This window comes from Lentilitoribacter sp. Alg239-R112, assembly GCF_900537175.1.
GTDB lineage: Bacteria > Pseudomonadota > Alphaproteobacteria > Rhizobiales > Rhizobiaceae > Lentilitoribacter.
In genome coordinates, this window is record NZ_LS999833.1 from 1,966,481 (window position 1) to 1,989,326 (window position 22,846).

Annotated in this window: 22 protein-coding genes; 10 read left to right on the forward strand and 12 right to left on the reverse strand. The window is 44.1% G+C overall.

What is annotated here, in order from left to right:
* Window positions 1-20: 20 nt before the first annotated feature.
* The 5 genes from G3W54_RS09765 to G3W54_RS09785 all read right to left on the reverse strand — a co-directional run bounded on the left by G3W54_RS09765 (window position 21) and on the right by G3W54_RS09785 (window position 5,840).
* On the reverse strand, window positions 21-1,268 hold the full coding sequence (locus tag G3W54_RS09765; RefSeq protein ID WP_162652873.1) for a Tm-1-like ATP-binding domain-containing protein: 1,248 nt from the start codon (window positions 1,266-1,268) through the stop codon (window positions 21-23).
* Complete coding sequence (locus G3W54_RS09770; protein ID WP_162652874.1) at window positions 1,269-2,753, reverse strand: aldehyde dehydrogenase; 1,485 nt, start codon at window positions 2,751-2,753, stop codon at window positions 1,269-1,271.
* 8 nt (window positions 2,754-2,761) lie between these two features.
* Window positions 2,762-4,279 (reverse strand): tripartite tricarboxylate transporter permease, encoded by a 1,518-nt coding sequence (locus G3W54_RS09775; protein WP_162652875.1) that lies wholly within the window; start codon window positions 4,277-4,279, stop codon window positions 2,762-2,764.
* An 11-nt stretch (window positions 4,280-4,290) separates the two neighbouring features.
* A complete protein-coding gene (locus G3W54_RS09780; protein WP_162652876.1) occupies window positions 4,291-4,833 on the reverse strand; it encodes a tripartite tricarboxylate transporter TctB family protein in 543 nt (180 codons plus the stop codon).
* 71 nt (window positions 4,834-4,904) lie between these two features.
* Window positions 4,905-5,840, reverse strand: coding sequence for a tripartite tricarboxylate transporter substrate-binding protein (locus G3W54_RS09785; RefSeq protein WP_162652877.1), 936 nt, complete (start codon window positions 5,838-5,840; stop codon window positions 4,905-4,907).
* Between the two features lie 105 nt (window positions 5,841-5,945).
* Here G3W54_RS09785 and G3W54_RS09790 point away from each other — a divergent pair, with 105 nt between their 5' ends.
* Genes G3W54_RS09790 through G3W54_RS09800 form a run of 3 tightly spaced genes read left to right on the forward strand, consistent with a single transcriptional unit; the run spans window position 5,946 to window position 8,767 of the window.
* Complete coding sequence (locus G3W54_RS09790) at window positions 5,946-6,764, forward strand: IclR family transcriptional regulator (protein ID WP_197742818.1); 819 nt, start codon at window positions 5,946-5,948, stop codon at window positions 6,762-6,764.
* Window positions 6,757-7,407, forward strand: a complete 651-nt coding sequence (locus G3W54_RS09795; protein ID WP_162652878.1) for an HAD-IA family hydrolase — start codon at window positions 6,757-6,759, stop codon at window positions 7,405-7,407. Before G3W54_RS09790 ends, G3W54_RS09795 begins: the two co-directional genes overlap by 8 nt.
* 7 nt (window positions 7,408-7,414) lie before the next feature.
* A complete protein-coding gene (locus G3W54_RS09800; protein WP_162652879.1) occupies window positions 7,415-8,767 on the forward strand; it encodes an aspartate aminotransferase family protein in 1,353 nt (450 codons plus the stop codon).
* A gap of 54 nt (window positions 8,768-8,821) precedes the next feature.
* Here the strand turns inward: G3W54_RS09800 and G3W54_RS09805 are convergent, their stop codons facing one another.
* Window positions 8,822-9,616 carry an inositol monophosphatase family protein gene (locus tag G3W54_RS09805; RefSeq protein WP_162652880.1) on the reverse strand — a complete coding sequence of 265 codons (795 nt, stop codon included), beginning with the start codon at window positions 9,614-9,616 and terminating at the stop codon, window positions 8,822-8,824.
* A 285-nt stretch (window positions 9,617-9,901) separates the two neighbouring features.
* On the opposite strand from G3W54_RS09805, the gene G3W54_RS09810 reads away from it, so the two are divergent.
* From G3W54_RS09810 to G3W54_RS09820, 3 genes are read left to right on the forward strand one after another with little or no spacing between them, the layout of a single operon-like run.
* Window positions 9,902-10,867 (forward strand): ABC transporter substrate-binding protein, encoded by a 966-nt coding sequence (locus G3W54_RS09810; protein WP_244627925.1) that lies wholly within the window; start codon window positions 9,902-9,904, stop codon window positions 10,865-10,867.
* Between the two features lie 3 nt (window positions 10,868-10,870).
* On the forward strand, window positions 10,871-13,102 hold the full coding sequence (locus G3W54_RS09815) for an iron ABC transporter permease (RefSeq protein ID WP_162652882.1): 2,232 nt from the start codon (window positions 10,871-10,873) through the stop codon (window positions 13,100-13,102).
* A 15-nt stretch (window positions 13,103-13,117) separates the two neighbouring features.
* Complete coding sequence (locus G3W54_RS09820) at window positions 13,118-14,191, forward strand: ABC transporter ATP-binding protein (RefSeq protein ID WP_162652883.1); 1,074 nt, start codon at window positions 13,118-13,120, stop codon at window positions 14,189-14,191.
* 105 nt (window positions 14,192-14,296) lie between these two features.
* Here G3W54_RS09820 and G3W54_RS09825 read toward each other — a convergent pair whose 3' ends face one another.
* From G3W54_RS09825 to G3W54_RS09840, 4 genes are all read right to left on the reverse strand, one after another.
* Complete coding sequence (locus G3W54_RS09825; RefSeq protein WP_162652884.1) at window positions 14,297-15,058, reverse strand: helix-turn-helix domain-containing protein; 762 nt, start codon at window positions 15,056-15,058, stop codon at window positions 14,297-14,299.
* Between the two features lie 3 nt (window positions 15,059-15,061).
* On the reverse strand, window positions 15,062-15,349 hold the full coding sequence (locus G3W54_RS09830; RefSeq protein WP_162652885.1) for an antibiotic biosynthesis monooxygenase: 288 nt from the start codon (window positions 15,347-15,349) through the stop codon (window positions 15,062-15,064).
* Between the two features lie 14 nt (window positions 15,350-15,363).
* Window positions 15,364-15,777, reverse strand: coding sequence for a hypothetical protein (locus G3W54_RS09835; RefSeq protein WP_162652886.1), 414 nt, complete (start codon window positions 15,775-15,777; stop codon window positions 15,364-15,366).
* A 721-nt stretch (window positions 15,778-16,498) separates the two neighbouring features.
* The gene (locus G3W54_RS09840) at window positions 16,499-17,239 is read right to left on the reverse strand and encodes an enoyl-CoA hydratase-related protein (RefSeq protein WP_162652887.1); all 741 of its coding nucleotides are present in this window, start codon (window positions 17,237-17,239) and stop codon (window positions 16,499-16,501) included.
* A gap of 26 nt (window positions 17,240-17,265) precedes the next feature.
* Between G3W54_RS09840 and G3W54_RS09845 the strand changes: the two genes are divergently transcribed.
* From G3W54_RS09845 to G3W54_RS09860, 4 genes are all read left to right on the forward strand, one after another.
* Window positions 17,266-18,027: a LuxR family transcriptional regulator gene (locus G3W54_RS09845; RefSeq protein ID WP_162652888.1), complete on the forward strand. Its 762-nt coding sequence runs from the start codon at window positions 17,266-17,268 to the stop codon at window positions 18,025-18,027.
* Window positions 18,028-18,106: 79 nt separating this feature from the next.
* On the forward strand, window positions 18,107-18,766 hold the full coding sequence (locus G3W54_RS09850) for an acyl-homoserine-lactone synthase (RefSeq protein ID WP_162652889.1): 660 nt from the start codon (window positions 18,107-18,109) through the stop codon (window positions 18,764-18,766).
* A 32-nt stretch (window positions 18,767-18,798) separates the two neighbouring features.
* On the forward strand, window positions 18,799-18,969 hold the full coding sequence (locus tag G3W54_RS09855; protein ID WP_162652890.1) for a hypothetical protein: 171 nt from the start codon (window positions 18,799-18,801) through the stop codon (window positions 18,967-18,969).
* A 156-nt stretch (window positions 18,970-19,125) separates the two neighbouring features.
* Window positions 19,126-19,560, forward strand: coding sequence for a helix-turn-helix transcriptional regulator (locus G3W54_RS09860; protein ID WP_162652891.1), 435 nt, complete (start codon window positions 19,126-19,128; stop codon window positions 19,558-19,560).
* Window positions 19,561-19,802: 242 nt separating this feature from the next.
* On the opposite strand, the gene G3W54_RS09865 is transcribed toward G3W54_RS09860, so the two are convergent.
* Together G3W54_RS09865 and G3W54_RS09870 are read right to left on the reverse strand one after the other, a co-directional pair.
* Window positions 19,803-21,269, reverse strand: coding sequence for a PLP-dependent aminotransferase family protein (locus G3W54_RS09865; RefSeq protein ID WP_162652892.1), 1,467 nt, complete (start codon window positions 21,267-21,269; stop codon window positions 19,803-19,805).
* A gap of 63 nt (window positions 21,270-21,332) precedes the next feature.
* On the reverse strand, window positions 21,333-22,826 hold the full coding sequence (locus G3W54_RS09870; protein ID WP_162652893.1) for an aldehyde dehydrogenase: 1,494 nt from the start codon (window positions 22,824-22,826) through the stop codon (window positions 21,333-21,335).
* Window positions 22,827-22,846 lie beyond the last annotated feature (20 nt).

The following is a 22,846-nucleotide window of genomic DNA, read 5'->3' on the forward strand; positions in this document are numbered from 1 at the left end:
GCGCAAACAAAACAATAGTTTCAAGCTTGTCCAACTTGGTTAGATATGGTTCCATCTGTCAACCATTTATCAACTTGAAACAATACCGCGTTTGCGAACTCATCGTCATTAATATGAGCTTGTGTTTTCACTAGCTCGACATTTTGCGGGTGTTCTTTTTCAAGAGTTGCAAGAAAAACATCCAGTCCCACAGCATCATGAAGACCTTCTCCCGGCCGATCCCATTCCCCGCAACCACCTTCTGGCAATATTAAAACCGTTGGTCCATTGGCTTGTTTTAACTGCGTGGCATGAGCTCGCGCAACCTGAGACCGCTCTGCATGATCAAGCACGATAGATGTTAGAAGCCGATTATGAGCATGCGTGGTGTGATCATGCCATTTTTTTGGTATCTCTTGCCAACCAACAATGTCGACTAGATCATAACAACCGGGCGCTACGATTTGTGGTGTACCTGTACTACCCGCATTCGTTAGCCTGTCTGCACCAGCCGAAATATTCGAACCAAGAATATGGTTGCCGAGTTCTTGCGTACATAAGTCCAACACAAGTGAGAACGCACCTTGTGCAGCAAGGCTTTCAAATGCTCTACCTCCCATTCCCGTTGCATGAAATACCGCGACTTCAAATCCTCTATCTTCCAATGCAGGCTTTAAAGTGACCATATACTTCAAAGCCGTCTTGCCAAGAGATGTCATACCAACAAGTGGTTTTTTGCGATCGGGCGCTTCCACTGCTCGAGTGGCTCCCAAAACGGCACCTGCTGCCTGGCTTAGCGATGATTTGCAAATTGAGTTAAGCCCATACAGACCACCCGCCCAAAGTATCATCTGCGTATCTGGCGCCATTCGTTCAGGAGGGATCAATGGCGAAAATGATACAGTGGAAACGATATATTTGGGAACACCAATCGGCAATGCGGAACAAACATCAAGTGCGAGATCGGTTCCCATTGTACCACCTAGAACAAGAGCGCCGTCGAATTTGCCCTCATTGAAAAGTCGACATGATAGAAGCGCAGCACCTTTGCCCATAATCTGCATGGCTTGATTTTCATCACCACAATCGATTGCGCTCCGTATAGAACTACCACCTTCTTTTGCCACCTGATGTTTAGAATAGTCTGTCGGGTCTGTCGGATTACCCAAAACGCTAACATCCATTGTCACCACATTCCCGCCTTGGGAATGAATGACATCTGCAATGTAATTCAGCTCGTCATCTTTCGTGTCATAAGTTCCGATGATCAAAATTGTTTTCGTAGTCATTTAAAGCTGTATCCATGCCGTTTTGAGGTTTGTATATTTTTCGATCGCATGCAGTGATTTATCCGACCCGTTGCCGGATTGACCGACACCACCCAAGGGCACGGTTACATCTGCTCCACCATACGTATTCACATGAACAACTCCCGCACGGATCGATTTAATCATCCGATGCGCCCTGGAAATATTTGACGTCCAAACACCGGAGGCCAAACCGTAGTCTGTGCTATTGGCGAGCATTATGGCCTCTTGCTCATCCTTAAAACTCGTCACACTTAAAACCGGACCAAATACCTCTTTTTGAAAAAGCCTATCCGAGACTTTTACGCCATCAACAATTGTTGGTTCCATGTAAAATCCACCCGTATCAGCTAAACATCGTTTGCCACCAAAAACAACATTGCCGCCGTCTTCCGTAGCAATAGCAACAGCTTGTAAATTTTGCTGCAGCTGGTTTGACGAATTGACGGCTCCAATTTTAGTTTCAAGCTGTAACGGATTACCAGGCGTCATCTGTGTTGTCGCCTTAACGACAGCATTTACAAAGTCTTCCTTGATGTCATCCTGCACAAGTAAGCGGGAACCTGCTACACAGACCTGACCAGAATTTCGAAAAATCCCTCCCGCTACAGCTTTTGCTATATGCGCTAAGTCGTCTGCTTCATTAAAGACGATATGGGGCGACTTCCCGCCCAACTCCAAGTAAACCCGCTTAAGATTAGAACGCGCTGAATATTCAAGCAAACGTCGCCCCGTTGCGCCCGATCCGGTAAAGGCCAGCACATCCACATCCATTGAAAGCCCAAGCGCTTCTCCAACGACGCCCCCCTCACCTGTGACAACATTTAAAACACCTTGCGGTAAACCTGCTTCCAATGCCAACTCCGCGAGCCGTATTAGAGTAAGTGAAGCTGTTTCGGCAGGCTTTAAAACAACACTATTTCCCACCGCCAATGCAGGCCCAATCTTCCATGTGCCAATCATCAAAGGAAAATTCCATGGAATAATTGCGCCCACAACACCAACTGGTTCTTGGGTAACCATTCCTAAAACGTCCTTCGCGGTGGGTGCAATCTCTCCATATTTTTTATCGATTGCTTCGCCGTAATATCGGATTGTTGCAGCAGCCGACATCGGTTCAGCCTTCAGCGCCATGGCTATTTCTGTGCCGTTATCTCTCGCGCCAAGCACCGCAAGTTCCAGTGCATTTTGCTCAATAAGATCCGCCCATTTGTGCATAACCCGCTTGCGAGCGGCCGGTGGTTGATCTTTCCATCGACCATCAACAAAGGCTTCTCGAGCCGATGCAATGGCTCGATCCATGTCTTCTGCAGTACCGCGTGCAATTGTCGTTAATTTGGATCCATCAATTGGAGAGATCACATCCATAGTACCACCATCAGATGAGGCTATGGCATTACCGTCTATAAGATGCTTCTGCGAGGCAACTTTGTTGGTACTTAGGGCATCAATTGCTGATTGTTCCATTATTTTTCCTAACGCATCTGAGTGTCGTGCAAATTGTGATCTGCATCAGGCTCGCGATTTCTATGCTCAGTGATGAGAGTTCTAATGTGGAGTACAATTACCAAGATTATAAAACCGAATAGAATTGCCGCGATTGGCCGATCTATAAAATCAAGAGGCTCTTTCACGCGGATCATTGCGCTTCTGAGTTTAGTTTCCATAATACCACCCAAAACCATACCAAGCACTATGGGCACAATCGGTAGATTTTGGCGTTTGAGAATTAATCCAAGAAGTCCAAACCCCGCTGCAATGGCGCAATCTGTTGTCGAATTTCTGAGAGAATAGATGCCTACAAAGCTCAATATCAAAATAACCACCCCCAGAAAACGGGTTGGAATCTGAATAATTTTGGTCAAAAGATTGGTTGAGAATAGAAGAAAAATCAGCACAATTACATTCAGCAACATCATTGCAATATAAAGCGCATAGACAAAGTCTAATTCGTTTTGAAAAAGTTGAGGGCCCGGAATAACATTGTGCACATAAAATACTGACAGCATCATTGCTGTTAGTGCCTCCCCCGGTATTCCCAGAGCAAGGAGAGGTATCATCGCCGCCGCAGGTACAGCATTGTTTGCAGATTCGGCAGCTATTAATCCTTCCGGCGAGCCTTTTCCAAACAATTCCGGGTTTTTTGACGATTTTTGCGCGTAGGTGTAAGACATAAATTGCGCTGTAAATTCCCCAACACCAGGCACCATTCCCATTAAAACACCAAAGCCAGAGGCAACAGCTGCAACTCTTTTATGGCCAAACAGTTCCTTTAGTCCTGAAAAAAGAGAACCCGTAACTTTCTGTAATCTGGGGCTTTCTTCCTTCTCCGTAAGCAATAAAAATGCTTGAGAAAGAGCGAAAAGACCAAGCACTACTACAATCAAATCTACACCCGATGATAACCAGGACTGACCAAATGTGAAGCGCTGCGTATATTTTATCGGTTCAAGCCCGACAGTATTTAGGAAAATACCCAACGAAGCCAGCATGCCGGCGGCAAAAATCTGTCCGCGGTGGGCGAGAACAACCAGAATAATACCAAGAAGAGCCGCTAAGAATATCTCACGACTACCAAAATGCGGCGCAATCCATGCCAAAACAGGAGATAATAAAATGAGGCACAATATGCCAAAGATGCCACCAAAAAAAGATGCAGAATAGGCCAGTGAAATTGCACGCTTCGCCTGCCCTGCTTTCGTCATAGGATATCCATCATATGTCGTCAGAGCGTTGACCGCCGTACCAGGTGTATTGATTAATATTGCAGGGATAGATCCTCCATACATGGACGAACCATAAATCCCTAGAAGCAATGTGAGACCAACAAGCGGATCAAGAGAAAATGTTGCTGGCAATAAAATTGCAATAGCCACCGCAGCGCCAACACCCGGTATTGCGCCAATTACAACCCCACCAACAGAGCCAACTAACAACGCAGCTAATACATCCCATCTTGCCAACAATCCGATAGCGGAAACGAGGTCTTCCATATTAAATTCTCCTAGAAATAGGTCAGCATGAATGCGCGGGTGGCGTCGGGAAGCAGCTCATAAATCTGGCCACCTGGTAATTTAACTTGAAGAAATGTTTTGAAAACCAAGACAACAGTGAATGCCATTGCAGCTGCCAGACTGAGCATTTTAGTCGTTCGATAACCTTCTCGAAACGCCAATAACACTGCAAATATAACGGTCGACAGCAGGTATCCAAACGTTGGAACTAAATATACATAAGCCATGAACCAAACGATATATTCAAGCGACTTCAGCCAGAATGCAACTTCTTTCCATCGTCCTTCAATTTTGGGTGACACAAATGCGCTAATCCAATTTAAAGCCGCAAAAACTGTCATACATAAAATGGATATAATGGGCCAAAATGCCGGTTGCGATAAGAACTTCGTTCCACTTTTCCATACGGTTTGACTATCTATTTGGCTAAGCAGAAAAAGCGACAAAACAAGAAAAAGAGACGCAAAAACGAAGTTACCTGGCCGACGATATCGCTGGAATAATTGCTTAAGTGTTTTGACCTGAACAAGCATCAAATCGCTCCCCCTTCGAATGATCTGGTAAATTGGGCGGCATGATCTTAACCGCCCAATCAGAGTAAGCCCTACTTCAACAGGTCTGCAACAGCACCCTGAGCTTTAATATCAGCTTCGATTTGAACGGTTGAGGCGTCTGCATCCTGCCAATAGACCTGCGCGCCAGTTTCAGTGGCAAGTTTTTGAGCACGTTCAGAAAGAACTGTCTGTTTTGCAACAGCTATGATTTTTTCGCGCACGTCCTGAGGCGTATCCTTATGCACGAAAAGACCATTCCAAAGCGCAAGAGGAATTTCAGGAACCAACTCTGCAACCGTTGGCGTATCTGGCGTTAGCGGAATACGCTTATTACCAATTGATGCGAGAATTTTAATTTTATCCAGACAAGGCAACACCAGTTGAAGAGTTGTGTTCATGACATCCACATCTCCCGATGCCAAAGAATTACAATCGAGCGCATCAAAAGCGGCCTCAGAAGAAAAACTGAAACCCTTGGCCTTAGCCAGTGCAAAAGTCACCTGAGTTGGCGGCATCGGCGCACCAAAATGCCCTAAAGCTACATCATTGTTTTTCGCATGAACTGCAAGTCCATCGATGTCGCTATAAGGAGCGTTTTCACCTGCAACAATTACAAATGGATAGGTTAGAAATATACCAAGCGGCTCAAACGGATTTGGGTCTAACTCGGGAATACCTATAAGCGGACCCACTGTAGGAACATCAACAACGAACGATCCGATCGTGTAGCCATCAGCCGGTGCAGTTGCGACAGAAGCTGCGCCGGGGAATGGACCACCCCCACCGCCCGGCTTGTTTACAACGGCAGCAGGCGATCCGTATTTCGTTTGAAAATCCTCCGCAATCATCCGCGTAAGAACATCCTCCAAGTCACCTGGAGGAAATGGTACCACAAATTCAACCGGCTTTTCAGGGTATTCTGCATGAGCGGCAATTGGCATAGCAACAGCGGCCAACAACACTCCTAAAGAAAGTAATTTTTTCATTTGACTAACAAAGCTCCCTCTCGTTAAGGTTCATTATTTGAACCATTGGTATCATTATTGTTGCCATTTAAATCTATTTGTGTCAACAAGGTGAAAGCGAATGTCATGCAATTTCGCCATGACAATGAAAGAAACGATATGGGTACGATCACAAAAGCACTTGAAATGTTAGGGTATTTTTCAAGTTCACAGCCTGAAATTGGCCTCACTCAATTTGTGTCATTGAGTGGTCGCGATAAGGCAACAGTTCATCGTCATTTAGTAGAATTGACCGAAAACGGGATTTTGGAGCAAGATCAAAAAACACGTTTATACAGGTTGGGTTCCAAAATATTACGCCTCGCAGCGGTTCGAGAAATTACGCACCCACTGCGCTCCGTTGCAGAACCTATTGTTCGCAGAATTTCCGAGCAAGTTGGAGAATTAGCACATTTTACCATTTTGCAAGATATGAGTGCCCAGTCAGTTTGTTTTTACGATCCTCAAATACATGGCACGCATGTTCACTATAACGCTTCAGAAATTTTTCCATTACATGCGACGTCATCAGGTTTAGCAATACTTGCGTTTGGACAAAGCGATATTCGTCGGGCTGTGAGAGAGTTAAGCCTGCCCACCTATACGAACAAAACAATCACAGATCACGCGCAATTGGACGCCATGATTTCTGATGTTCAGAAAACAGGCTTCAGCTTCCTCAAAAGCGCCTACGATGTGGAGGTCAGTTCACAGGCTGCTCCGATTTTCGGCTCAGATGGACAAGCAATGGGTGCACTTTCAATCGCCGTTCCAAATGTACGTATGTACGAGGGCAGAGATGGGGCGCTTAAAAAAGCATTATCGCAAGGTGTTCATGAACTGACACAGGCGATCGGGGGTGTTGTTCCACCAGAACTTGCAACAAGGTGGGAGCAAAATGTCTGACAAAGCTCTCATTCTAGATTTTGGTGGCGTGATTTCTCGCACATTATTTGAAACACATGACATCACCGAAAAGGCCTTAGGGTTGCCATCTGGCAGCCTAACCTGGATGGGACCATTTGATCAGGCAAATGATCCATTGTGGCTGTCCATGCAAAACGACGAGATCTCCGAACGCGATTACTGGAAAATCCGCACACAGGAAGTGGCGCACCTAACCAACCAAAACTGGTCTGAAATGTCTGACTTCGTAAAAGCAGCAAGGGGTGCAGATCCATCAGCAGTTATTCGCCCCGAATTTCTGGAAACACTCGCCAGTGTAAAAAAAGCAGGCATTAGAACCGCAATCTTATCGAATGAACTCGACCTATTTTATGGGGCGGGATTCCGAAACAAGCTTCCGTTCTTATTTGAAATCGATGTCATTCACGACGCAACATACACAAAAAACCTGAAACCATCCCCTACTGCCTACACCAACATTCTTGACGAACTTGGGCTATCGGCAGGAGCATGTGTTTTTGTTGATGATCAAGTTCGAAATATTACCGGCGCACAAACTGTGGGCCTTCCAACAGTACAATTTGATGTAAAAAAGCCAAGACAAAGTTACCAAGAAGCCTTGTCACTACTTGGCCTGATTTGAGGATCTTATGAAAAGCGAAAACTTCCTGAAAGAAAACAATGCCCGCAGTCTTTGGCACCCAATGGCTCATCCAGCTGATAGTATTGCAAACCCTCCAGAGATCATCATGAAAGCCGAAGGGGTTAAAATTACGGATATTGATGGACATCAAACAGTTGATGCTGTTGGTGGTCTGTGGAATGTCAATTTGGGTTATTCCTGCCAACCCGTAAAGCAGGCAATTAGCGAACAGCTTAATAAGTTGCCATATTACTCGATTTTTCGCGGCACAACAAACGATGTCATAATCGAATTGAGCGAAATGCTTCGTGACTTTTTTGAACCAGATGGCCTGTCACGCGCTTTCTATACATCGGGCGGTTCAGACAGTATAGAAATTGCGCTCCGGCTTGCCCGCCAATATCATAAAATTCGTGGTGAGGCTGGCCGTGTTAAATATCTAAGTCTTAAAAAAGGTTATCACGGCACACATACCGGTGGCGCTTCTGTGAACGGCAATGCAAATTTCAGAACCCAGTATGAACCCCTAATGCCAGGATGTTATCATATCCCGACCCCCTATACTTATCGCAACCCATTTAATGAAACAGACCCACAAAAACTGGCACAGGCATGCCTTTCTGCAATGGAAGATGAAATTAAATTCCAAGGCGCCGAGACAATTGCTGCAATGGTAATGGAGCCAATTTTGGGTGCCGGCGGCGTCATTCCACCACACGAAACATTTATGCCGGGTGTTCGCGCATTATGCGATAAATACGGCATATTGCTTATCGCAGATGAAGTCATCACAGCATTTGGTCGCACAGGGAGTTGGTCAGGATCACGCCATTGGGGTGTAAAGCCCGACTTCATGTGTACAGCCAAAGCAATCACGAATGGATATTTTCCATTTGGTGCAGTATTAATTTCAGATCAAATCGCCGAGATATTTGAAGGTGATAAAACCGGCAAAGCAGCCATCGGATCAGGATATACCTATTCAGGCCATCCCGTTGGCGCTGCAGCTGCAATTGCCTGCTTGAAAGAAACAGTTTCATTAAAAGTGAATGACAATGCAAGTGCCAGAGGAGAACAACTTTTTGCTGGAATTAATGCGCTTAAAACGAAACACGGCATCATCGGTAATATCAGAGGCGGGCACGGTCTAATGTGCGCTTTGGAGCTGGTAAGTGACAAAGCATCAAAGACACCAATTGACAAGGCCACGATTAACAATATTCAAAAAACTGCCTATGAAAGCGGAGCAATGGTACGAGTATCGGGCAACAACATTATTCTATCTCCACCATTGATTATAAATGAAGATGAAACCGATATCATTATATCAGCACTAGATACTGGTTTTGGGTCTATTTAGACCCAAAACCAGCTTCCGTAAACAGCCTTTTAATTTACATGGCACTTCCTCTAATTAGCCATCGAATGCAGCATTGCTCATTTCAACCAACTCATCAAAAACATCCGGTGTGCCAGTTACGACACGGCCACCAGTGTCCAACATTGCATCGGCGCTTTGATCTTCCACTTTCCCGCCAGCCTCGGCTATAAGTAATTGGCCGGCAAGACAGTCCCAAGCATTCATGTGAGGTTCGCTGTAACCAATTAACCGGCCAGCCGCAACGTAAGACAACATGAGTGCGCCAGACGCATTGCGGTAGAAAATACCACCACGAGAAACAAGGGCCTCGATAAATTTTACAATGAGATCTGTTTCTGTGCGTCCATTCATTCCCACACCTGTGCTACCAACGTCTAATCCTGTTGTTTTAGCAACTGCCATTTTCGTATTATTTAAGTATGCACCTTCACCTTTGGCACTCCAAAACATCTCGTTATTGCTAGGTTCAAAAACGACACCGATTTTTGTCTGATCCTCATGAACACATGCCAAAACAACACACCATGCCGGTATCGCAGTTAGAAAATTTGCTGTTCCGTCAATTGGATCGATGACCCACGTATATCCCGACGTTCCTGCTAGATTATCGTGCTCTTCTCCGACTATGCCATCATCTGGAAATTGTTCTGAAATCTTGGCACGAATAAATGTTTCTACATCTTTGTCGGCATTGGAGACCAGATCCTGAGCACTCTTTTGCTCGACAACCAAATCACCTATGGCACCGAAAAAGACTAAAGCTTTTTCCCCGGCTGCTCGCGCTGTGTCTTTCGCAAAGTTAAGTCTAGAGTTCAATTCAGCACTCATCTGAACATCCTTTTGTCAATGAAATTATTTGTTGATTTTCTCTAACTAAATCGTTTCATGAAAAGCAAGAGGATGCAAGCTGATATCGATAACATGAAACTATCTTTCTGGAGCAGACCAATAGTTTCACTATGTGAACGGGCTTTTGAACACCATTGACAAGTTGCAGAACATAAGAGCTAATGATGACTGTCATAAAACTGTCACAAAGTTTGGGAGGACTTCATGAAAAAAACAACACAAATGCTAATCGCTGCTGCAGCAATCTTTTCGGTTTCGACAACAATGGCAAGTGCCGCAAAGCTGACTTTTTACTGTAGCGCACAAGAAGACTGGTGCCAGTTGATGGCAAACAAGTTTCAAGATGCGACAGGTATCAAAGTCAATATGACCCGCAAGAGTTCCGGCGAAACATTTGCTCAAGTCAAAGCTGAAAGTGCAAACCCAAAAGGTGATGTGTGGTGGGGTGGAACTGGTGATCCACATCTGCAAGCAGCGGAGGAAGATTTAACAGAGCCCTATGTTTCACCAATGCGCAGTGAATTAAACGACTGGGCGATCTCGCAAGCTACTTCAGCTGGTGACAAAACAATTGGAATATATTCTGGTGCTCTTGGCTATGGATATAACGAAGATCTTCTCAAAGCCAACAACCTGCCCGCGCCATCATGCTGGAAAGACCTGACTAAGCCTGAATATAAAGGCTTTGTTCAAATGGCTAACCCAAATTCATCAGGAACAGCTTATACAACCTTAGCAACAATGGTTCAGTTATTCGGTGAAGATGAAGGCTTCCAGTTTATGAAAGACCTCCATAAAAACATCAACCAGTACACAAAGTCTGGCTCTGCTCCTATCAAGGCGGCTGGACGTGGTGAAAATACTGTCGGTATCGTTTTCATGCACGATGCGGTTAAGCAAGCCGTTTCTGGGTTCCCAATCAAGGTTGTCGCACCCTGCGAAGGTACGGGCTATGAAATTGGTTCTATGTCCATCATTAAGGGTGCCCGTAATATGGACGAAGCTAAAAAGTTCTATGATTGGGCATTAAGTGCTGATGCGCAAACACTGGCATTAGACGTAAAAGCGTACCAAGTTCCCTCCAACAAAGGTGCAAAAACATCTCCTTCTGCACCTGATTTGTCATCTATCAAACTTATTGATTATGACTTTAAGAAGTATGGATCGAGTGCAGAACGCAAACGCTTATTGAAAAAATGGGATGACGAAGTCTCAACACTACCGCAATAAGTTATGACAATTACTGCTCAGGCAGCGAATAAGAAAAATCTATCCCATCCGACATTAGTCCTATGGATTATTGTCGGGTGGGTCGGGTTTTGCATCTTACCTTGGTACGGATCGGAAGAGGGAATTTTCTCATTCGAGTGGCTTTTTTACGGCTATCCATTTGATGAAGATTATGCGCCTGCTTTATTTCTCATTCTGCAAGGTAAAAAACTCTGGCTGCTGCCAGTTATAGCATTTCTAGTCGCCCCTTTATTTGCGCTTAAAGGACTTAAAAGTGATCCACTTCATGGAAAAATACTGGTTATAGCTGGCGCGCTCGGGTTTGGCTGGCTTATTGCACAAGGGTTTTCAATCGGCATCAGAGGGTGGAATTTTTCCATTCTTGAAACCTTATTTGGGCCTTTAGACGACCGTCAATTCGGCATGGGCAGTGGTGCCATGCTAGTGGCCAGCGCGCTTTTATTCATCCTCACACAGGGTATAGCTGCACGGGGAGCTGTTAATGGCGACATCTTCGTCGTGGGTGCAATAGGGTTTGTTATCACGATCGTAACAGCCTTTGTATTCTATCCGATTTTCAACATGCTCGCCTCAGCATTTATCACAGATGATAACAGCTATTCTTTGAGTGTTTTCTTCCAAAAACTAACGGATCGCCGACTCTGGGGATTAGCCTGTTTCTCGGGAGGTCGGTGTGGGGCTGCGTGGAACTCACTTGTTTTAGCAATTCTGGTTGGATTTATTACGACGATACTTGGACTTGCATTTGCGCTTGTTGTAACGCGAACAGGGTTCAAACTTAAGCGCGGATTACGCGCGCTCACAGTCTTACCAATTATCACGCCACCATTTGTAATTGGTCTTGCAATCATTTTATTATTTGGCTTGTCGGGCAGTGTCACTCAATTCATTGCAGATCTATTTGGCATTACGCCAACGCGCTGGGTCTATGGAATGCCGGGCGTACTAATAGCACAAGTCTTGGCGTTCACTCCGATTGCGTTTCTGGTGCTTATTGGTGTTGTTGAAGGTGTTAGCCCGTCAATGGAAGAAGCTGCGCAGACATTACGAGCAAGCAAGTGGCACACATTCCGTACGGTATCACTTCCTTTAATGCGTCCCGGGTTAGCCAATGCTTTCCTGCTTGGCTTTATCGAAAGCATGGCCGACTTTGGCAACCCACTCGTATTGGGAGGAAATTTCGATGTTCTCTCAACCGAAATTTTCTTTGCGATTGTTGGCGCTCAATATGACCAAGGTCGTGCAGCAATTTTGGCGCTCGTGCTTCTCATATTCACACTAGGTGCTTTTTGGGCTCAGCGTTTTTGGCTTGGTAAAAAAAGCTATACGACTATGACCGGCAAAGGCGATTCTGGCGTTCATCCCCATCTGCCTATCAGGCTTGCTTTGCCTGCTTTCTTGATCGTCGGAACATGGACATTCTTCACAATCGTCATTTATGTCATGATTGTCTATGGTTCGGTCGTTGAGCTTTGGGGTGTCAATAATGCGCTTACATTCAAGCACTATGTGACAGCATTCTCACTTCGCTTTGATGCAGAAGGCATTCGCCTGACTGGATCTGCATGGGATTCATTTTGGACCACACTCCAAATTGCGGCATTGGCCGCACCACTAACTGCAATTATTGGCCTGATAACGGCATACTTACTGACAAGGCAGAATTTTGCTGGCAAAAATGCGTTCGAATTTGGAACAATGTTGAGTTTTGCTATTCCCGGCACTGTCATCGGTGTGAGTTATATTCTTGCCTTTAACGTACCACCGATTGAAATCACGGGCACCGGTATCATACTCATCGTAAGCTTTATTTTCCGGAACATGCCAGTTGGTGTTCGCGCCGGTATTGCATCGATGTCACAACTCGATAAAAGTCTGGATGAATCATCTCTGACACTCGGAGCTAATTCCTGGCAGACATTTTTGCATGTAATTTTGCCACTTCTGAAACCCGCTATTCTGGCTGCATTAGTGTATTCGTTTGTTCGCGCTATGACAGCCATATCAGCGGTCATTTTTCTCGTCAGCGCTGAGTATAATATGGCAACAAGTTATATTATTGGGCGTGTAGAAAACAACGACTATGGTCTGGCAATTGCCTATTCCACCACCTTGATATTTGTTATGCTTGCGGTTGTTGGCTTGCTGCAAATATTAGTCGGGAAAACTAAAGTCGGGCGACGATTAGATCAATCGCGCACAAATGTGACATAAAACTAAGGTAGCCCCATGCTCAAATCAAATAGTAAAGCCGCTTCAGTCTCCTTTAAAGGTGTCACTAAGATCTATGGCACCGACGTACGCGCCGTGGACAATGTTTCTCTCGATATTGCGGCTGGAACACTTGTTACTCTTCTTGGGCCTTCGGGGTGCGGTAAAACTACCACCTTGCGAATGATTGCCGGACTAGAGATGACGAGCGCAGGAACCGTTCATATCGGCGACACAGATGTTACTATGCTTCCGGCAACGGATCGTGATGTGTCGATGGTTTTTCAGTCCTATGCGCTCTTCCCACACATGAGTGTTTTGGAAAATGTTTCCTATGGATTAAAATTCTCTGGGTTTGGAAAAACCGAAACTAAAGAGCGCGCACTAGCGGGACTGGAATTGGTGGGATTAACTGGATACGGTAACAGACTTCCAAGTGAACTATCAGGTGGTCAGCAACAGCGTGTCGCAGTGGCAAGAGCACTCGTGTTGGAACCGCAAGTTCTATTGTTTGACGAACCACTTTCAAATCTTGATGCAAAACTGCGTCGCAAGGTCCGCGAAGAAATACGTGAAATTCAGCAAAAACTTGGCCTCACGGTTGTCTATGTTACGCACGATCAGGAAGAAGCACTTGCGGTGTCAGACCGCATAATCGTCATGAATAATGCCGTAATTGCACAAGATGGTACACCGCGCGAGCTTTATGAAGAGCCCGCCAGCCGCTTCGTTGCAGATTTTATCGGTGAAGCAAATATCTTAAAATGCCAGATAAAGACAGTCAAAGACGATGTAGCCAAGGTTGTGCTGGGCGATTACAAAATTAAACTCCCATCAAGAGGACTAAAACCAGGTCATACATTTTTAGCTGTACGCCCAAACCGAGTCCATATTAGTGCTGACGTTAATACAGTCGGTATTTCAGGCGAGATTATTCGCCAAACTTATGTTGGCAACCATCTTGAATTGACGATCAAGACAGCATTCGGCGAAATTTTTGCCACCTCGTCAAACGTGGATAGCAAATATGAAATTGGAGCTGAAGTCCGTGTTTCATTCAGTGATAAAGGCCCAGTTTTACTGCATGAGTAAAAATTGCTCAAACGATAAACCAAGCACATCAAGATAATATCCAGTATTCATACAAATTTTAGGCAAATGAGGAAACACCTTATGGAGCTGGGGGCATGATGCCAACTAATAGCCTTGCAGTCTTTTACGAAATTCAGAAGGTGTTGTATCAGCAAAGCTCAAAAAGGCTCGATTGAACGCACTTAATGAAGTAAAACCGCAATATCCTGCAACTTGAATTATTGAAAGCGATGTATCCGACAGGAGTTCAATTGCTTTAATCATTCGCAACCGCGAAAGTGCCTGCGACCAGGTCATCCCTAGACTATCTGAAAATCTTCTTTGCATGGTTCGTTCTGATAAGTTTGCAGCTTTCGCTACATCCGCCGCCTTTAACGCTTCCTCTAGCCTGCCCTCGGAAATCTGCAAAGCTTTTTGTATCGAAGGCTCATGCGAATACGGTCGTCTGACATCGACAGATATGTCGACGAGGTCCGCACATAGGTTAAGTAAAGCAAGGAAAAAAACTTCCGCTTCTGGCGGGTGTACATCTTCAGCACCCCACCGCTTACAATGTTGGATCATGCCGCACGCAAGCTCAGACATTTGAAAAACAGAGGGTTGTTCAGGGAAGTTGGTGCAAAATTGCGGGCGAATAAGAACTGAACAACTGGTAACAGGCTTTGCAATATCGACAATAAAAGCCGTGTTTGCCGGAATCCAGGCCGCAAAAGATGGGGGCAAAAGCCAACTCTGCTTATCAATTGTAATATTCAGCGCACCTTTAACAGCATAAAGCAGGTAGTCACGCTCGAAAACCGCGCTCAAGGGTGAGCGCGGTTCGATATCCTGGAAAAAACAATATGCAGCATGGGGTGAATCGACCATACTTTAGATGTTATCAACTCTTGCTACATGAGTCACAGGAATTGCGGACATGAGAGGGCGCAGGCTTTGACCAAGTTTTGCAAATATGTCACTTGCCTTATAGGTATCAAACGCCTCAATAGTCTCCCAGTGCTGAAGAATAGCAATGCCATCACCAGCAACGTTACGAAACAGCGCATAATGTTTGCACCCATCCATCATGCGGACTTCATTTGCCTGTTCATCAAATAAGGCAATTGCGTTACCCAGATCATTTGGCGCAAATGTAGCCTCGACGGTAATTAAAATCATTTCAACTTTCCTCTCTAAAGCTTTTCGGGGTTTCCAGTTTGGATGCGTTTTACAACGCCGCGTGGTTTCGCCAAGACTGTATCAATTACAGTGAAACCATCAACGCCACGTACAAGTTTAGTGCAGCTATTTTTTGGCCCATTATCCCAGTTAATACAGTATTGATCACCGCTGATTGACCATGTCCCCACAAGCAATGAACCTGCGGGCAATTGAGCTTTCGCTATACCATCTGCGGCATAGTAAATTGGTGCCGTTCCACCGTCTGGCGCTCCGGGGGCACCTTTGGGAATATCAACATAAAGTGTGTTACCAGTAATCAGTGCATCGAGCTGAATATCATTCATGGTGTCGTCAGCCATGGCAATATTTACTGAGCAAAATATCGCGGATGCAGCGATCAAAATTGAAATGGTTTTATGCGTCATGGAGAGTTCCTTTCATTCAAAGACACTCTCCTTGTTTATTCACTTATCAATTGGCGGTCTTACATATACTCGCCAATCACAGGCCCTAAGCCGCCATTATTGAAATATTGCTCTTGCCTGAAAAACATTGAGACCCACATGCTTCAGTGAACTTCTCTATATCAGAATGCTCTCACAACATTCGTTGAGTAAAAAATACAATGCTGATCGTGGTCATTGTTTGCATAACAGAACCAACTCATCGCACCTTAGACGCTCTAATTCTGTCAACATGTAACCTTGATCATCAATATGTTCTGCTTCACCAAAATATTTGACGAACTCACAGTGGCTCAAACCTTCGTCACAAAATCTTCGGCCATCAATTTGCACCAGGTGGATAATATGTTGCCAGCAGCTTTGATTTTATTTTGTAGTCAAAACTCGACAACTTGTCTTAACGAAACAAACTAATGCGGTTACCAGGCATGAAGACGGCCAGTTCTCAATAGATTTATATGACTTCATCATCCCAGAAAGCAATTGTCAAAAACCACTGACATCGGTCAGAAGTTATTGTCCAATCCATGGCGCACAATCAACTATGGTCTCTCAATTAGACCAACCTAAATCTGAGGCATCTGCGCTAACGTCATACAGATAGATGACCATGATCTAATCATTTTCTTGAACTCTGTTTTAACTTTTCATTGTTGAGATTTACTAGAATTTTCATGCACATTTAAGCCGGAGCTGCTGAGATACAACGTTCAAATTCAAATATTTCGCGGCACATGGCGGCGTTCATATCATCAACCGGTAACCGTACAAGTGCTCTTGAAGCCATAAGCGCATTGAGTGGCTTTCTGATGATTTTGGTTTTCACATTATTGATTTCAGTGATCGCATCATCATAGCTATCAACAACTTCATCAATCAATCCATATTCTAGCGCTTTTGTGGCACGCCATTTGTCACCAAGGACAAGAAGTTTAAAAGCATTACGATAACCCAGTTGTCGTGGGCCCAACACTGAAGACGCAGCTTCCGGTGTAACATTTAGATCAACGAATGGCGTATGAAAAAATGCGCGTTTAGTAGCTATTACAACATCGCAATGGAATAAAAGCGTCGCACCAATACCAATAGCTGCGCCGTCAACAAGTGCTAACAAAGGTTTCTTATTCTCAACTAAGGATCGTAAAAAGCGTCTGGTGCACTGACCAAGTCGATTTTTCTCCTGCGTTTCGGTTAACCCATCCAGTGAATTCCCGATGGAAAAGATACCATCGTCACCCTGAATAAAAATGCATTTCACATCCGGAGACGTGTTTGCGACTTCGATCATTTCAGCAAGTGCATTGTATAAATCTTCGTCCAGTGCATTCTTTTTTGTTTTATTAGAAAGACTTATGTTCATCGAAAAATTTTCTACGTTCATCAAAACCCTTGATTTCGCATTAGTAAAATTTAATAATTCCATAATTAACTACTCCTGTGGGCGGGCAAATGATATTTGATGAAGGGTTTCTTGATAAAAGAGTTTTCGTTGACTCGATTATCGACGCTGTCGCTAAGATAAAATCTTGCGAGAATGAAGCGGCAGTTTATGATGTATTGGTTCAAACCGCGCAAATATTTGGCATGACCTCTTTTGGCATCTCTGGTATACCCTTGCCCGGTGAGGATATGCGTCCATATTTTATGTTGAATGGCTGGGATGTTGAGTGGCAAGCGCGCTACATAAACCAAGGTTATGTGCATACCGATCCGGTAATTCATCGTTGCACTCATTCGATTGAGCCATTTTGTTGGGCTGATGCAACAAACGGTCGGAAGCTTTCTCCCAATGCTCAAAAAATCATGAATGAAGCCCGTGCATTTGATATGCTTTATGGGTTTGCGATACCAATTCATTCGATCAAGGGCCAGCAAGCTATTGTTACGTTTGGAACTGATCATTACGACCTCTCGGAGGAAGATGAAGCCGCATTACACATGATTGCAATATATGCCCATGCACAGCTAAGAAAATTTAAAAGAACAGCTACTCCCGAGGCGCTGCCACGAGATGTTAGCAGGATAACACCGCGCGAAAAAGAATGTTTATTATGGGCTTCAGAAGGAAAAACCAACGATGATGTCGCTGAGATACTATCGATTTCTCGGAGTATGGTTGAGACGCATTTGGCGCGAGCTGGGAGTAAATTGAACACTTGTGGCAAGACCCATCTGATAGCTGAAGCAATCCGTTCAGGTATTATCCGATGATTTTTATCCGTTACTAGGTGTGGATTTCCGCACCTAGTAATTTATTGCTTTCACATCGTAACCTCTATGGGAAATTCTCATGGAGTTTAAAATGCTAGAAGTTATCGATAGATACAATTTTGATTTATATCAAAGCGAACTTGAATCCATTTATCGCTACAGACATTGGTATTTTGTTGACCGATTGGATTGGAAAGCAATCTACCGTGAAGATGGGCGCGAAATAGATGACTATGATAACGACGACGCAATCCACCTAGCGAAATTAAAAGCTGGACGTGTCGTGTCCTACACGCGCCTTATTCCAACAAATAGACCCCACCTCCTCTCCCATGTTTATCCTGAAATTATGGATGGGCAAGATTACGAAACAGGAAAGGATATATATGAGTGGACCCGATTTTCAGTGGACCCTGAATTCGGAAATTTGGCGCGACTAAATGATGAAACCATGTTTATTTTCCATGGGATAGCCGAATATTGCGTACAAAAAGGCATTAGACACCTGATAGTGGAGACGCACCCTATCTATATCACGTGGTTATCGGAAATGGGTTGGGACACCACGCCAATTTCAAAAATCAAACGTATTGATGGAAAGAAAGTGGTTGCTTTTACTGCGGCGCCAACCGTCGAAACTGTACGCATTGGACAAGAACTGCTTTCACTAGATCATAGTGTTTTGTCTTCAAGAACTGAGGTTCAAGATATGATGCTCAATTTATCGAAAGCAAGTTAACAAACAACACATAATAAAAATCGGGATTAATCATGAGTGATAACGTGAAGAAAATTAGCACTGACACTTTAGAAATCATAGAAATTCATCTGCAGAAAGCTTTAGTTCTGGCAAACGAAATTGATGAACCTATGATCAGGTATGTTATTTCGATGGGTATTCATGAAGTTGAATCAAAACTCAAAACGAAAAAAAGAGCCTAATTAGGCAGCAATTGCTTTAACTATAAACGCCTGAACTCAATTTGTTCAGGCGTTTTTTGTATTTTACCCAAAATAAACTAATAGCTTTAGGAAGTTGCAAATAGATTCCATATAGATTTATGATTGAGTACACTTTGGAAACCTTGAGGAGTTCCCTTGACAAATAACAATCATAATTCAATTGAGGTGCGCCTTGGTAAACGTATCAAGTGCCGCCGCGAGGAACTCGATATTGATATATCAGACCTATCCAAAAGATCCGAAATACCAATTAGTCAGATTGCAAGTTTTGAAAGAGGAGTTGGAACACTTGAGGTTGCCGAAATACAGCGACTTTCTTCTGCTCTGAGTATGCCAATAGCTCTACTTTTTGAAGATGAAACTAGACAACAAAAAACTTACAACTTTATTTCACCAAAGGACGGCTTGGCTCTCAATTATGCCTTCTTAAGAATAGAGAATGAACTTGTTAGGAATGAGGTAATCGCATTGATACAAGCTCTCTCAAGTGGAGATAAACGTTTACCTCATCAAGAGCAAAATGATATATGCTTTAAACTAAAGTCTTTTAGAAAAAGTCTCTCAGATTAGATTGACTCATAAAGGCAGAGTATCTAACCCGTCGACGCCTTATGGAGAGGTGGTCCTAGGTTTGGACCAGCTCACAGCCAATTTAAAATGGATCTTGGTTTCATTTTAGGCTGCTAATCTCGCTGGTTCTGTTTTCTTCTCCTATGCTTCATTTGCAGGCATTCTAGCTGTCCATCATCACATAATTATGGTCAATCGGCATCCAACACTTTTCTGCATTTATTGAAATGGTAAGTCTTACCTTATTGCTTCAAAAATACATTAGCTTCTTCACTAATTTGCTGAATACCCGATTTGATTTTGTCGGTAGAGATGGCGGCAAAACCCATCCGAAATGAGTTCCTGGGTGATCCTTTATGATAAAAAATATCGCCTGGTTCTATTAAGACACCGCGGTGTTGAAGGCGTTTTGCAAAAACGCCGGCATCAAAATCTTTAGGTCCGGTTAACCAGAAAGAAGTTCCCCCTGTGGCAACGCCCGGTGAAAACATGGGTAGTTGGTTCTCTATGGCCTCCCGCATGACATGCCAACGTTGTGAATATATTTCTCTCAGTTTATTTAGATGAAAATCATGATAGCCATGAGCTAAAAATAGTGCGGTGGTTTCTTGGACAATACTTGGCGGATGCCGCACAGTCAGAGAACGAACAATTTTGGCAGATTTTATGATATCTTGGTGAGCTACAATGAAGCCCATGCGAATACTAGGTGATAGTGTCTTGGAAAGGCTTCCCACATAAATAACATCTCCATTTTTATCCAACGATTTAAGAGCAGGTTTTGGCTTCAAATGTCCCAACAAACCTACTTCATAATCATCTTCGATAATAAATGCATTCGCAGCTTGTGCTTTGTATAGTATTGCTTTTCGACGACTATCGCACATGGTTACCATTGAAGGAAATTGGCATCCCGGCGTAAGATAGGCGAGTTTAAACTCGTCTGGCAGTTGATCGGGGTTTAGTCCCTGCTCATCAACAGGAACTGGAGCAATTTTGTTTCTGTACATATGAAAAAGATGCCGAGCTTCTTGGTAGCCCGGATTTTCAAAAGCGATTGGTCGATTGTCATCTGCAAATAGTGTGCTAATTATACACAAAGCATGTTGGGCTCCGACTGTAATCAGAATTTCATTCTCAGCAACATTAATGCCTCTATAATGTAGCAGGCGTTGGCGCAATTGTTGGATAAGGTCCGGGCAATCAATATCAACGGCTTCACTTGTCCAAATTGGCAGTGCATTTCGCCCAAGAGCCAGGCGAGAGCATTCTCGCCATGCTTCAATTGGGAAAAATTCAGTATCTATTTGGTTGTAAACAAAGGGAAATTCAAATTCTGTCCAGTTTTTTGGTTGGTTTGCACGTGCATTTACATCTGGCAAATTATTATTGATAATTCGCTTTCGATTTACTGTTGAGGGTGAGGTATCACCAATATGCTCATCTAATTGAAGTATCGGAATATTCATTCCAACCTTGAAACCAGAGCGATCTTGAGATTGGAGGATACCCATTCCAACAAGGCCTGAATACGCCTCATATGCACTGTTTTTGGAAACCTGAAGCTGCTTGGCAATCTCGCGACAAGACGGGACCTTTTCCCCGCTGCGATATATCCCTTCGATAATCCGTGAGCAAATTGCCCTTCGAACAAGATCCTTCTTGCCTATTTGCTGCGCGGTCGTGTTTTTAGTTTGTGATTGGTCCACGGAATTATCATCTTTTGGTTCATACACTTACATGAAGCACTTTACCTTCAGGCAACAGATTCATCAAATTGGCTGTGTTGCAATCCAAATCGTCTTAGTTTGAAGATACTGATCCAACGCTTCAGTACCATTTTCGCGCGCAAGAGAGCCAGATTGTTTATACCCACCAAAAGGTGTTTTAATATCACCTTCAGTAAATCCATTGATGGCGACTGTACCGCAAGGTAGACGTCGCGCCATTGATATAGCCCTATCAATATCACGGGTGAAAACAGTTGCATGCAACCCATAAACAGTATCGTTGGCAACGGTCAACGCTTCTTCCACTGATTTGACCGGCATCACACCCAAAACTGGACCGAATATCTCCTCACGTGCGATGATCATATCATTCTTTACCCCATCAAAAATAGCAGGTTCGATGAAACTACCTGTCCTGTCAGAGTCACCACCAGTAATTAATTTAGCTCCTTCGCTGCGACCCTTGTTGATATAGTCTAACACCATGTTTTTGTGGTCACTGGATATCATGGACCCTATTGTGGTTTCTGGATCTAACGGATCACCCAGTTTAAACTGAGCGACACGTTTGGTCATTTTATCCAGAAATTCATCGACAAGTGGCGCAGCAATTATCTGGCGCATATTGGCCGAGCAGTTTTGTCCACCATTCCAGAACGCTGCCATTGCGGCATCTTCAATCAAGTTATCTGTTATGTCGGCATCATCAAGTACAATGAAGGGGCTTTTACCTCCAAGCTCCAATCCCACACCTTTTAAATTACTATCGCCTGAATAACGCATAAACATACGCCCAACTTCCGTTGAACCGGTGAAGGTAACAACATCAATATCATTGTGAAGACCGATCGCTTGACCAGCAGTTTCCCCAAGCCCAGGGAGAATATTAACAACACCGTCTGGAATACCTGCTTCACTAATTAGCTCGCCAAGCTTTATTGCACTCAGTGGCGTTTGTTCAGCTGGTTTGATAACGATTGAACAACCTGCTGCAAGAGCTGAGGCTATTTTCCAGACTGTCATCAAAAATGGGAAATTCCATGGTACAACCGCCCCAACCACTCCTACGGGTTCCTTGACAATCAGCGCCAAAGCATCCTCGCCGGTATTGGCAACCTTACCAAAAGTTTTATCAGCTAATTCAGCATACCAGCGGAAGTAATTTACTGCTTCCGAGCCCGTTTCCTGTAGACAATCGGAGATTGTTTTGCCTGCATCAATGCTTTCCAAAACCGCCAATTCATGATTGTTTTGTTCAACTAGCTCAGCTAACTTAAACAGGATTTCTTTTCGATATTCTGGACTAGCACGTGACCAAGTCCCATCATTAAATACGCGTCTTGCAGCTTTAACTGCTCGATCAACATCGGCAGGCCCACAATGAGTAAATGATGTGATCAACTCACCTGTGGCAGGGTTTATCGTCTCAAGTTTGGCACCGTCTTCGGCTTCACAGAACTTGCCATCTATAAATGCCTGCGTGTTAATTTTTATGTTATCCCGAATTTTGTGAAAGTCGGCTTTTGTCATTTCCATAAATTTATCCTTCGAGCTTT

Bases quoted from the DNA above. Each gene is read 5' to 3' on its own strand.
- G3W54_RS09765 (WP_162652873.1), bottom strand. From the start codon at position 1,268: ATGACTACGAAAACAATTTTGATCATCGGAACTTATGACACGAAAGAT.
- G3W54_RS09770 (WP_162652874.1), bottom strand. From the start codon at position 2,753: ATGGAACAATCAGCAATTGATGCCCTAAGTACCAACAAAGTTGCCTCG.
- G3W54_RS09775 (WP_162652875.1), bottom strand. From the start codon at position 4,279: ATGGAAGACCTCGTTTCCGCTATCGGATTGTTGGCAAGATGGGATGTA.
- G3W54_RS09780 (WP_162652876.1), bottom strand. From the start codon at position 4,833: ATGCTTGTTCAGGTCAAAACACTTAAGCAATTATTCCAGCGATATCGT.
- G3W54_RS09785 (WP_162652877.1), bottom strand. From the start codon at position 5,840: ATGAAAAAATTACTTTCTTTAGGAGTGTTGTTGGCCGCTGTTGCTATG.
- G3W54_RS09790 (WP_197742818.1), top strand. From the start codon at position 5,946: ATGCAATTTCGCCATGACAATGAAAGAAACGATATGGGTACGATCACA.
- G3W54_RS09795 (WP_162652878.1), top strand. From the start codon at position 6,757: ATGTCTGACAAAGCTCTCATTCTAGATTTTGGTGGCGTGATTTCTCGC.
- G3W54_RS09800 (WP_162652879.1), top strand. From the start codon at position 7,415: ATGAAAAGCGAAAACTTCCTGAAAGAAAACAATGCCCGCAGTCTTTGG.
- G3W54_RS09805 (WP_162652880.1), bottom strand. From the start codon at position 9,616: ATGAGTGCTGAATTGAACTCTAGACTTAACTTTGCGAAAGACACAGCG.
- G3W54_RS09810 (WP_244627925.1), top strand. From the start codon at position 9,902: ATGGCAAGTGCCGCAAAGCTGACTTTTTACTGTAGCGCACAAGAAGAC.
- G3W54_RS09815 (WP_162652882.1), top strand. From the start codon at position 10,871: ATGACAATTACTGCTCAGGCAGCGAATAAGAAAAATCTATCCCATCCG.
- G3W54_RS09820 (WP_162652883.1), top strand. From the start codon at position 13,118: ATGCTCAAATCAAATAGTAAAGCCGCTTCAGTCTCCTTTAAAGGTGTC.
- G3W54_RS09825 (WP_162652884.1), bottom strand. From the start codon at position 15,058: ATGGTCGATTCACCCCATGCTGCATATTGTTTTTTCCAGGATATCGAA.
- G3W54_RS09830 (WP_162652885.1), bottom strand. From the start codon at position 15,349: ATGATTTTAATTACCGTCGAGGCTACATTTGCGCCAAATGATCTGGGT.
- G3W54_RS09835 (WP_162652886.1), bottom strand. From the start codon at position 15,777: ATGACGCATAAAACCATTTCAATTTTGATCGCTGCATCCGCGATATTT.
- G3W54_RS09840 (WP_162652887.1), bottom strand. From the start codon at position 17,239: ATGGAATTATTAAATTTTACTAATGCGAAATCAAGGGTTTTGATGAAC.
- G3W54_RS09845 (WP_162652888.1), top strand. From the start codon at position 17,266: ATGATATTTGATGAAGGGTTTCTTGATAAAAGAGTTTTCGTTGACTCG.
- G3W54_RS09850 (WP_162652889.1), top strand. From the start codon at position 18,107: ATGGAGTTTAAAATGCTAGAAGTTATCGATAGATACAATTTTGATTTA.
- G3W54_RS09855 (WP_162652890.1), top strand. From the start codon at position 18,799: ATGAGTGATAACGTGAAGAAAATTAGCACTGACACTTTAGAAATCATA.
- G3W54_RS09870 (WP_162652893.1), bottom strand. From the start codon at position 22,826: ATGGAAATGACAAAAGCCGACTTTCACAAAATTCGGGATAACATAAAA.